Annotated in this window: 9 protein-coding genes; 3 read left to right on the forward strand and 6 right to left on the reverse strand. The window is 66.9% G+C overall.

Features of this window, described 5'->3' with window-relative positions:
- The coding region (locus VEG08_01550) for an SDR family NAD(P)-dependent oxidoreductase (protein HXZ26661.1) at window positions 1–584 on the reverse strand (584 nt) is incomplete at its 3' end.
- 99 nt (window positions 585–683) lie between these two features.
- Between VEG08_01550 and VEG08_01555 the strand changes: the two genes are divergently transcribed.
- On the forward strand, window positions 684–1,025 hold the full coding sequence (locus VEG08_01555; protein HXZ26662.1) for a hypothetical protein: 342 nt from the start codon (window positions 684–686) through the stop codon (window positions 1,023–1,025).
- Window positions 1,026–1,144: 119 nt separating this feature from the next.
- Window positions 1,145–1,852, forward strand: coding sequence for an RNA polymerase sigma factor (locus tag VEG08_01560; GenBank protein ID HXZ26663.1), 708 nt, complete (start codon window positions 1,145–1,147; stop codon window positions 1,850–1,852).
- Between the two features lie 67 nt (window positions 1,853–1,919).
- Here the strand turns inward: VEG08_01560 and VEG08_01565 are convergent, their stop codons facing one another.
- The 5 genes from VEG08_01565 to VEG08_01585 form a co-directional block, all read right to left on the reverse strand.
- Complete coding sequence (locus tag VEG08_01565) at window positions 1,920–4,166, reverse strand: sodium-translocating pyrophosphatase (protein HXZ26664.1); 2,247 nt, start codon at window positions 4,164–4,166, stop codon at window positions 1,920–1,922.
- A 262-nt stretch (window positions 4,167–4,428) separates the two neighbouring features.
- Window positions 4,429–5,685 carry an ABC transporter permease gene (locus tag VEG08_01570; GenBank protein ID HXZ26665.1) on the reverse strand — a complete coding sequence of 419 codons (1,257 nt, stop codon included), beginning with the start codon at window positions 5,683–5,685 and terminating at the stop codon, window positions 4,429–4,431.
- Window positions 5,686–5,703: 18 nt separating this feature from the next.
- Window positions 5,704–6,690, reverse strand: a complete 987-nt coding sequence (locus tag VEG08_01575; GenBank protein ID HXZ26666.1) for a DUF4097 family beta strand repeat-containing protein — start codon at window positions 6,688–6,690, stop codon at window positions 5,704–5,706.
- A gap of 34 nt (window positions 6,691–6,724) precedes the next feature.
- Entirely contained in the window at window positions 6,725–7,981 is a 1,257-nt protein-coding gene (locus tag VEG08_01580) for an ABC transporter permease (protein ID HXZ26667.1), read from the reverse strand.
- A 69-nt stretch (window positions 7,982–8,050) separates the two neighbouring features.
- The gene (locus VEG08_01585) at window positions 8,051–9,259 is read right to left on the reverse strand and encodes an efflux RND transporter periplasmic adaptor subunit (GenBank protein HXZ26668.1); all 1,209 of its coding nucleotides are present in this window, start codon (window positions 9,257–9,259) and stop codon (window positions 8,051–8,053) included.
- Window positions 9,260–9,482: 223 nt separating this feature from the next.
- On the opposite strand from VEG08_01585, the gene VEG08_01590 reads away from it, so the two are divergent.
- Window positions 9,483–10,862: a hemolysin family protein gene (locus VEG08_01590; GenBank protein ID HXZ26669.1), complete on the forward strand. Its 1,380-nt coding sequence runs from the start codon at window positions 9,483–9,485 to the stop codon at window positions 10,860–10,862.

Raw genomic sequence — 10,862 nt, forward strand, 5'->3', positions numbered from 1 at the left:
AGCCGCTCGGTGGCGGTGTAGCCGGGGGCGACGTTGTTCACCAGGATGCCGTCCTTGCCGAACTCGTTGGCCAGGCTTTTCACCAGACCCACCACGGCGGCGCGCACGGCATTGGAGAGGATGAGATCGCCGATGGGCTGCTTCACCGAGACCGAGGTGATGGTGACGATCCTGCCCCAGCGGTTCTTCTGCATCCAGGGAATGACCTCGCGGCAGAAGTGCACCGCGCTCATGAAGTTCAGCTCCACCGCCTTGCGCCACTCCTCGGCGGAGAGGGAGAGGAAGTTCTTGGCGGGGGGGCCGCCGGCGTTGGTCACGCAGACGTCGATGCGCCCGAACTCTTTGGCCACGCGCTCCACGAAGCGGTGCACGGCCTCGCCGTCGGTGACGTCCACGCGCTCGGCCAGCACCGGGACCTTATGCCGGCGGCGGATCTCCTCGGCGGCCGCGCCCAGGGTCTTCTCGTTGCGGGCACACATGGCGAGGCGGGCGCCCTCGGCGGCCAGGGCTTCGGCAGCGGCCAAGCCCAGGCCCTGGCTGGAGGCGGCCACGATGGCCACCCGCTCCTTCAATCCGGTTTCCATGACGGTGCTTTCTCCTTGCGCGGCGCGATTATAGCAAGCGCACGCCGGGGCCGCTTGTGGGTATAATCTCGGAAAAGATTTCCTGGTTCGAGGTCTGCCGTGATCACCAAGCTCCGTGTGGTTATTGCCGTGTTCGCTCTCGTCCTGGTCCTGGGCGCCCAGCAAGTCCCTGAGCACCATCCCCGGGATCCTCAGGCCCCTCCCGGTGCTGCACCCGACATCAACATCCCTCCCGACATGCAGCGGGAGATGGCCAAGCAGCGGAACAAGGAGCGCCAGGAGTCGCTCAAGAAGGACACCGACCGGCTGTTCCAGCTGGCCACCGAGCTGAAGCAGTCGGTGGACAAGTCCAATGAGAACGTCATGTCCATCGACGTGATCCGCAAGGCGGAGGAGATCGAGAAGCTGGCCAAGCAGGTCAAGGAGAAAATGAAGGGCTAGGATCCGGCCGAGGTCGAGCGGGCGGAAGGCCACTCCGCCCGCTTCTTTTTTGCCTGCCTCGGTGTAACCTTTTTCCCCCTCGGGCACTCTAAGTACGGGAAAGGCAGGGGAGGTGTGGATTGGCGAGTCAGGCCTTAGCCGAGCAGGTAGGCTCCACCAGCCTGAGCGACGAAGAAGTGGTGGAACGGGTGCTTTCCGGCGACACGGCGCTGTTCGAGATCCTGATGCGGCGCTACAACCAGCGCCTCTACCGGGTGGCGCGCAGCATCCTGCGCGACGACGCCGAGTCCGAAGACGTCATGCAGGACGCCTACGTGCGCGCCTACCAGCACCTCCGGCAGTTCGCCGGGCGCGCCAAGTTCTCCACCTGGCTGACCCGCATCGCGGTGCACGAGGCCCTGGCCCGGCTCCGGCGCCGCAACCGCTTCCAGGACCTTCATCCCGTCGCCACGCCCGAGGGGGATGGTATGGAATTGATTACGTCTCACGATCGCGATCCGGAACAGCAGGCCGGCAACGCCGAGTTGCGGCTGCTGCTGGAAGAAGCGGTGGCCGCTCTGTCCGAGGGCTACCGTTCCGTCTTCATGCTCCGCGAAGTGGAGCAGATGAGCACGCAAGAAACGGCCGAGGCGCTGGAGCTGACCGAGGCCACCGTCAAGGTGCGATTGCACCGGGCGCATGCGTTGCTCCGGAGGGCGCTTTATGAGCGCACGGGCGCCACGGCGACGCAGGCGTTTGCCTTCGAAGCCCCGCGCTGCGATCGCGTGGTGAGCGCGGTCTTCCACCGTCTGGCGGAGCTGCCGCACGGCCGCCCCATGCACGCCTGAGAGCCGCCTTAAGAAGCAGGAACGCCATCCCGCGCGGGATGGCGTTCGCTTTTCTGCGGCTGTCTCTCTACAGGAACAGCGGCGCCATCACCAGGGTGATGGTGGAGAGCAGCTTGATGAGCACGTGCAGCGAGGGCCCGGCGGTGTCCTTGAAGGGATCGCCGACGGTGTCGCCCACCACCGCCGCCTTGTGGGCGTCGGAACGCTTGCCGCCGTACTGCCCGGTCTCGATGAACTTCTTGGCGTTGTCCCAGGCGCCGCCGCCGTTGTTCATCATGGTGGCCAGAAGGATTCCGCCGATGGTGCCCACCATCAGCAGGGCCGCCACCGACTCCGCCCCGATCAGGTTGATGGGCTGGCCGCCGAGCATGGCGCCCTCTCCGCCCACGTGGAAGCCGGTAAAGTAGCGGAAGGTCATGCCCACGGCGATGGGCAGACCCACCGCCAGCACCCCCGGCACCACCATCTGGCGCAGCGCCGCCCCGGTCACGATGTCCACGCAACGGCCGTAGTCGGGCTTGGCGGTGCCTTCCATGATGCCCGGGTTCTCGCGGAACTGCCGCCGCACTTCCTCGATGATGTATTGCGCCGCCTTGCCCACCGCCTTGATGGCCAGCGAGGAGAAAAGGAAGACCAGCATGGCGCCCAGCAGCGCGCCCACGAACACCGGCACGTTGGCCAGGTTGATGTTGTCGAAGGAGAACTGAACGCCGGTCACCGCCACGCCCGCGGCCGCCAGCCGCCCGCGCACGATGGCCGCCACCTCGTCCAGGTAGGCGGAGAAGAGCAGGAAGGCGGCGAGGGCGGCCGAGCCGATGGCGTAGCCCTTGGTGAGCGCCTTGGTGGTGTTGCCCACGGCGTCCAGGCGGTCGGTCTTCACGCGGATCTCGTCGGGCTGGTGCGACATCTCGATGATGCCGCCGGCGTTGTCGGTGATGGGCCCGAAGGTGTCCATGGCCAGGATGTAGGCCGCGGTGGAGAGCATGCCCATGGTGGCGATGGCGGTGCCGTAGATGCCCTTGGCGTACTCGCCGATCTCGTTCACCCCCGCCAGCGCCCGGATGCCGAACCAGTAGGAGAGCATGAGCGCCGCGCTGATCACGAGGACGGGCAGGGCCGGCGTCTCCAGCCCCACCGCCAGCCCGGCGATGATGTTGGTGGCCGGGCCGGTGCGCGAGGCGCGCGCGATGTCCTGCACCGGCCGGAAGCGGTATTCGGTGTAGTACTGCGTGATGTAGACGAAGAGGAACGAGGTGGCGATGCCCACCAGGCCGGAGCCGAAGAACCACCAGTTGTCCTTGAGCAAGTAGTGGACGGCGATGGCGAAGGCGGCGATGGCGCCCAGGGTGGTCACGTAGTAGCCCCGGTTGAGCGCCTGCATGGGGTCTTCCTTGTCGTCGGTGCGCACGATCAGCACGCCCAGGGTGCTGGCGATCAATCCGAAGGCACGGGCCACCAGGGGAAAGAGCACGCCCTTGATGCCGAAGTGGGGCAGAAGGGCGGCGCCCAGGATCATGGCGCCCACGTTCTCGGCGGCGGTGGACTCGAACAGGTCGGCGCCGCGGCCGGCGCAGTCGCCCACGTTGTCGCCCACCAGGTCGGCGATGACGGCGGGGTTGCGGGGGTCGTCCTCGGGGATGCCCGCCTCGACCTTGCCCACCAGGTCGGCGCCCACGTCGGCCGCCTTGGTGTAGATGCCGCCGCCCAACTGGGCGAACAGCGCTACAAACGACGCCCCGAAGCCGAAGCCCACCACCTGGTAGGGCACGTCGTGCGGATTCTCGAGCCCGCCGAAGAGGAAGAACAGCAGGCCTACTCCCAGCAGCGACATGGCCACCACCACCAGGCCGGTGACGGCGCCGCCGCGCAGGGCGATCTGCAGAGCGCGGTTGATGTTGCTGCGGGCCGCGCTGGCGGTGCGGATGTTGGCGCGGATGGAAACGTACATGCCGGTGAAGCCGGCGATGCCGGAGCAGGCCGCTCCGATCAGGAAGGCGATCACCGTCTTGGAGGCCAGGGGCGCGTTGTGCGCCGAGGCGCGATAGCCCACGAAGATCAGCGCCGCCAGCACCAGGCTGAGCAGGCCGATGGTCTTGTACTGCCGGCGCAGGAAAGCCTCGGCGCCCTCCTTGATGGCGTTGGAGATGCGCTGCATGGGCTCGGTGCCGGTGTCAGCCGCGAGCACGAAGCGGGCGAAGCCGAAGGCGGTCAGCAGGGCCAGACCGCTGATGCCCAGGGCCAGCCACAGCCAGAACGAGCTGTTGTCCGCCGCCGGCGCGTCGAGCAGGAAGCCTGCCAGAAGCCAGGTAGGCATAAGAGTTCCTCCAACCGATTAAGACTTAGGAATGATTCCATGCACCAGCCGGTAGGGTCCCCGAAGCCGAGCGAGAACCTACGAACCCTGGGGCCTACCGCAGGCAAGAGCCTGCCAAGCGATTGCACCCCCGGAAACGCGCTTCCACGACAAGTTGAGGATTGAGGTTTGGCCGCGCCCGGTCAGTTCCCCGCGCTTTGTCGCGCAGGGAAGGAAGGAGATTTATAACATGCCGGAAAAAGAGGGTCAAACCGCCGGGCGCCTATTCGTAGCGCAGGGCTTCGATGGGATTCAGCCGGGCCGCCTTCAGTGCCGGCCAGAAGCCGGAGAAGACCCCCACCACGGTCAGGATCAGGAAGGAGATCCCCATCACCATGCCTGAGGTGCGCAGGAAGATATCGCCTTCGTGGTTCTGGGTCTTGAAGAGGTCGGCGTAGAGGGGCATGGGCGGGATGGCCTGGGCCAGGGCCAGGGCCACCAGGATGCCCACCAGGCCCCCGGCGAAGGTCAGCACCAGGGCCTCGATCAGGAACTGCACCAGGATGTGGCGGGGGCGGGCGCCCAGGGCCTTGCGCAACCCGATCTCGCGGGTGCGCTCGGTCACCGAGACCAGCATGATGTTCATCACGCCCACGCCGCCCACCCCCAGGGTGAGCGCCCCGATCAAGCCCAGGATGGCGTCGAGGGCGAGGTTGAACTGGGCGATGTCCTTGCCGTCGTCGATGGTGTCCCACTCCGGGGTGGCCTTGTCGTCGCGGGGATCGAAGTCATGGCGGCGGGCCAGCACGGTGCGTACCGCCAGCAGCGCCTGCTTGTTGAGCTCCGGGCGGATGGGCTGGAAGACGATCATCTCCGGGTCCCGCCGGTTCATCAGGTCGCGCAGGGTGTAGAAGGGCAGGAAGGCGTTGGTGTTGTCGGGGCCGTTGTTGGAGGAGTCCTGCACCTTCTTGCGCAGCAGCCCGATGACCTGGAACTCCTGCCCGTTCACGTTGACGTTCAGCCCCACCGGAGAACGGTTGCCGAAGACCTTCTTGGCGGCGTCGGGACCGAAGATGACCACGCGGCGGTGCTGCAGGAAGTCATCGTCGTTGAAGAAGCGGCCCTCGGCGATCTCCAGGCGGCGCATGCCGGCATAGGGCTGCTCGATGAACTTGCTGGAGACGGAGAGCACGCGAGTGCCGTACTTGTAGCCCAGGTCGTCGTCCCACTCGCCGCTGACCGCCTTGACGATGGGGACCTCGTCGCGGATGGCCTGCAGGTCGTCGAACTCGAAGCGGATGGGGCGGCCGGCGCGCTGCCCGCCCGCCTGCATGCTGGTCTGTCCCTGCCAGACCATGATGACGTTGTTGCCGATGCCCAGAAAGGCGTTGAGCACGCTGCGGCTGACGCCTTCGCCGTAGGCCAGCAGCAGCACCACCGAGGCCAGGCCCCACACGATGCCCAGCATGGTCAGCAGCGAGCGCAGACGATTGCGCATCAGCGCCAGCCAGCCTTGCACGATCAATTCCCGGAGCATCATGGTTCTCGCCCCTGTTTTCTACCGCACCTCGATATGGCCCGAGCCGGTGCGCACCTCCAGCAGGTAGCCGCCGCCCCGCACCTTGCCCTGCAGGTCGCTCTTGCTGACCGTCCCCTGGATGGTCAGAGGGTGATCGATGGTGATGCCGCCGGAGCCGGTGTGGGCGCGGAAGTCGAAGGCGGCGTCGGCGGGCAGGCGCACGCTGATGCCGCCGGAGCCGGCCTCCAGCCTCCAGTCGCCGGTGGGCCGGCCGTCCACGTTCATGCCGCCGCTGCCGGTCTCCGCGTGCAGCGCGCCGCGCACGTTGTGCAGCTCCATGTGGCCGGAGCCGGTCTCCGCCTCCACGTCACCCGGGGCGCTCTGCTCCAGGGTGATATCGCCGCTGCCCGTCTGGGCGTTCACGCGCCCGTGGATGTCCTGGGCATGGATGCTGCCGCTTCCCGTGTGTAGCTGGACGCCCGCCCCGATGGCGGTCAGCGCGATGCTTCCCGAGCCGGTGTGGGCCTGCACCTCCAGCTTGATGTCGGAGACGGTGATGCTGCCCGAGCCCGTCTGGGCGCGCACCGGCCCGGTCAGCCCGCGGATCTCCTGGCTGCCGGAGCCGCTCTCGGAGCGCACCTGGGTGTCGGCCGGCACCTCCAGCTCGTAGCTGATGGAGACGTTCCGCTTGAGGTCCTCGTCCTCGATGCGCCCGATGCGGATGATGTTACCGATCTGCTCGATGGGGGGATTGGCCTCCAGCCGGCGCACTTTGTCCTCGGCGCCGCCACCCCACCCCTCCTGGGCGCGGATGGTGCCCACCACGTGCACGCTGCCGGCGCTGCCCGGTCGCACCCGGATGCTGCCTGAGCCCGTGCTGACCTCCAATTGGACCGGCCCCGTGACCTTCAGAGTGCGGTCGAACGAGCCTTCCGCGCTGCCATACGAGGGGGCGGCCACGACCGCCACCAGCAGCACCACCCCCAGCACCAGCAACCCGCGCTTCCAGATGGGATTCTTCTTCATAAGCATCTCCTTGCAAGCACTTTGTCCGGGCCGACTATTCATACCGCAGCGACTCCACCGGAGTGAGCTCCGCCGCCCGCCGCGCCGGGTACATCCCGGCGGTGAGCGTGATCAGGGAAAGGGTCAGCAGAGACGCCACGACGGCGACGGTCGAAATCACCGGGTGGGGAACGAAGTCCGGCAGAGGCAGTTGCCCCATGGCCACGCACAGCCCCACACCCACCAGCAGCCCCAGGGCGCCGCTCAACACGGTCAGGGTGGCGGACTCGGCGAAGAACTGCCGCAAGATGTCGCCGTTCGTGGCGCCGATGGCCTTGCGCACCCCGATCTCGCGGGTGCGCTCGGTCACCGAGACCAGCATGATGTTCATCACCCCGATCCCGCCCAGGCACAGGGTCATCACCGCCACGCAGCCGAAGAAGATGGTCATGACGTCGAAGATGCGCTGCACCAGCTCGGAGCCCTCCAGGGTGTCCCAGATGAAGAGCGCGTCCTTGTCGTTGGGGTCGAAGTGGTGGATGCGCCCCAGCACCCGCCGCACCTGCATGACCGCTTCTTCGTGGTGGGCGGGGTCGTCCACTTCGAAGACCAGGTTGTTGATCCAGCCGTGGCTGGTCCAGGGACGCTCCGGGGGAGGGAAGTCGCGCGCCATGGCGGAGTAGGGAAGGAAGAGCTGGGTGTTGTCGGGCCCGCTGCCGTAGCTGCCGTTCTGCTTCTTCTTCTCCAGCACCCCGATGACGGTGTAGGGGTAGCCGTTCATGATGAGGGTCTCGCCGATGGCGGGCTTGCCGGGAAACAGCTGCTGGCGGGCTTCCGTGCCCAGAACCACCACCCGCCGGGCTGAGGCCTCGTCATCCGGGCTCATGAGCCGGCCCTCATCCACGCTGAGGGAGCGGAACTCCTGGTACTCGGGCCACACCCCGCGCACCGGGCGGTTGGCGGCGTTGTAGCGGCTGACCTCGTTGACGGCGCGGCGCAGCTCGGGGCTGACCGCCTTGAGCAGGTAGCACTCCTGCTTGATGGCGTAGACGTCGCTGACGTTCAGGCGGATGGGGCGGCCGGCGGCCAGTCCTCCCGCTTGCTCGCTGGTGCGCCCGCCCCAGACGATGACCAGGTCCACCCCGATGCTCTTAAGGTGCTCCTTCTGGTCCTTGCTGAAGCCCTTCCCCAGGCCCACCAGCAGGATGACCGAGGCGATGCCCCAGATGATCCCGAACATGGTGAGGAAGCTGCGCATCTTATGAGCGCGCAGCGTGAAGAAGGTCTGGCGCAGCACCTCGTAAAGATTCATAACGCCGACGCCCCGAGGTAGAGACAGAGAAGGGCCACTCCCAGTGAGCGGCCCTCGGAAAACCGACGCTTACTGCAGAATGACCTGGTCGCCTTCCTTGAGCCCGCTCAGCACCTCGGTCTTGACGCCGTTGGAGATGCCGATGGTGACCGCCACCTTGCGCATGCCGCCCTTGGCGCTGGGATCGGGCACCTGCACCGACGCCTTCTTGTCCTTGTCGTAGATCAGCGCGCCTTCCGGGACCATGAGCACGCCCTTGTGCTCATCCAGGATGACCTCGGCGTTGGCGGTCATGTTGGCTTTGAGTTCACCGCCCGGGTTGTCGATGGAGACCCGGACCTCGAAGGTGGTCACGTTGTCTTTCTCCACTCCCATGGGGGCGATCTTGGTGACCTTGCCGTTGAAGGTCTTGTCCTTGAAGGACTCCACCTTGATGCGGGCGGGCTGCCCCAGGTAGACCTTGCCGATGTCGCTCTCGTCCACCTTGCCCTTGACGTACACCTGGCTGGTGTCGCCCAGGGTCATGACCAGAGTGGCGGAAGAACCCAGCACCAGGATGGAGCTGACGGCGTCGCCGACTTCCACGTCGCGCGAGAGCACGGTGCCGGTGATGGGTGCGGTGATGGTGGCGTAGTGCAGATCCTCCTCGGCGCTGGCCAGGGCGGCCTGCGCCTGCTGCACCTGGGCCTGGGCCTGAGCCAGCTTGGCCTTGTTGGTCACCAGTTGGGCCTTGGCCATGTCGCGCTTGTTGGTGGCCAGGACATATGCCTTCTGGGCGTCATCGAGGTTGGCCTGGGAGACCACGCCGTCCTTGGCCATCTGCTGCGCCCGCTCATAGGCGCGCTGCAGCATGGGGACGTCGGGGCTCTCGGCATCGACCTTGGCGCGCTCCACGTCGGCGGTGGCGGCGCGCTCGTTGGCCTCGGCGGCGGCCAGCGCCGCCTGGGCCTGGCGCACCGCCGCCTGGATCTGCTCCTTGTCCAGTTCGGCCAGCACCTGGCCTTCCTTCACCTTGTCGTCAAAGTCGACATAGAGCTTCTGCACGATACCGCTGGCCTTGGACTTGATCTCCACCTTGGTGATGGGCTCGATTTTGCCCGTGGCCACCACGCTCTTGGCCAGGTCGCCGCGCTCCACCTTGGCCAGCTTGGTGGGGTCCAGCTTGCCTCCGCCGCGGGTGAAGGCGGAAACCGCGATGACCACGACCATGATCAGCAGAATCGAGCCGCCGATGTAAAAAAATTTCTTCCGCTTCTTCTTGCCGTTGCCGTTGGCCACGGTCGCCTCCTCACTTCCGCCGGCGGCTGGCGCCGCTCTCTAACTATAAGTGAATACGAGCCGATCCCGGGGTTTGTTCCGGAGATTTCGGGGGCCCGGGGGACCGCTCCCGGCCGGGCTGGAAGCCACGATCCCGGTTGGCTTCCAGGGGGTTAGACCCCGCCCGGGCGAAAAGGAAAGCAGGGAAAATGGCCCGCCGCCGGGTGCTAGAATGCCCCACGGTATGACACTCGTCCTGCTACGGGTGTTCCTGGTTTTTGTCCTCATCTTCGTCAACGCCTTCTTCGTGGCGGCGGAGTTTGCGCTGGTCAGCGTCCGCGACACCCGTCTGGACGAGCTGCTGGCGGAGCACCGCCTGGGCGCCCGTACCGTGCAAAAGCTGCAGCAGAACCTGGGTCTGGTGCTGGCGGCGGTGCAACTGGGGGTGACGGTGGCCAGCCTGGGGCTGGGCTGGATCGGCGAGGCCACGGTGGCCTACCTCCTCGAGCCCGCCTTCCGCGGCGTTCCCTACGCCCGGCTCTACGCCCACGGCATCGCGGTGGCGGTGGCCTTTCTGCTGATCACCTACCTGCTGGTGACCCTGGGGGAACTGGTGCCCAAGGCCCTGGCGCTGCAGCGCGCCGAGCGCGTGGCCCTGGCCGTGGCCGGTCCCATGGACTTCTTCATCTCCATGGCCCGCCCCTTCCTCCACCTCATGCGCGGCAGCGCGCGCCTGGCCCTGCGTCCCTTCGGCCTGAAGCAGTTGCGCGAGGCCGGGGTGCACTCCCCTGAGGAGATCAAGCTGATCGTGACCGCCAGCCGCCGAGTGGGACTCATTCCCGCGCTGCCGGAGGAGATGGTCCATCGCGCCCTGGAGCTGGGCAACCTGACGGTGCGCCAGATCATGGTGCCGCGCCCGCAGATCTTCTCCCTGCCCGCCGACCTGCCCCTGGAAGACGCCATGGCGCGGGTGGTCGAGGAACAGCACTCGCGGGTGCCGGTCTACGACCCGCAGCGCGGGCCGGAACACATCGTAGGCGTCCTCTACTCCAAGGACCTCTCGCGGGTGATGCAGCAGCGCCTGGTGAAGCTGCGTGCCGCCGCCCACGCCGAGATTCCTGCCGGTATGACCGTGCGCCACATCATGCGCCAGGTCCTGGTGGTGCCGGATACCAAAGAACTCCCCGACCTCTTGCAGGAATTCAAGCAGCGCAAGCGCCACCTGGCGGTGGTGGTGGACGAGTTCGGCTCCACCGTGGGTGTGGTCACGGTGGAAGACGTGCTGGAGCAGATCGTGGGTGAACTGGAGGACGAATTCGACGCCCCCGAGCAGGCGGTGATCCCGCTGGCCGCCGGCGGCGCGGTGGTGCTGGACGGGAACGAGACCATCCGCGACCTGGAGGTCCAATACCAGCTCGCCCTGCCCCACGACCAGGGTTTTGAGACCTTGGGTGGATTCATCCTCTCGCGGCTGCAGAGGATCCCGCGCGGCGGCGAGTCCTTCGACTATCGCGGGCGCCGCTTCACGGTGCTGCAGATGGACGGCCACCGCGTGGCCCGAGTCAAGGTAGAAGCGGTGGCCGGGACGCCTCCGGCCAACCCGGCCGAGCGGGCCGCCGGCTGA

Source organism: Terriglobales bacterium (genome assembly GCA_035624475.1).
Lineage (GTDB): Bacteria > Acidobacteriota > Terriglobia > Terriglobales > Acidobacteriaceae > DASPRL01.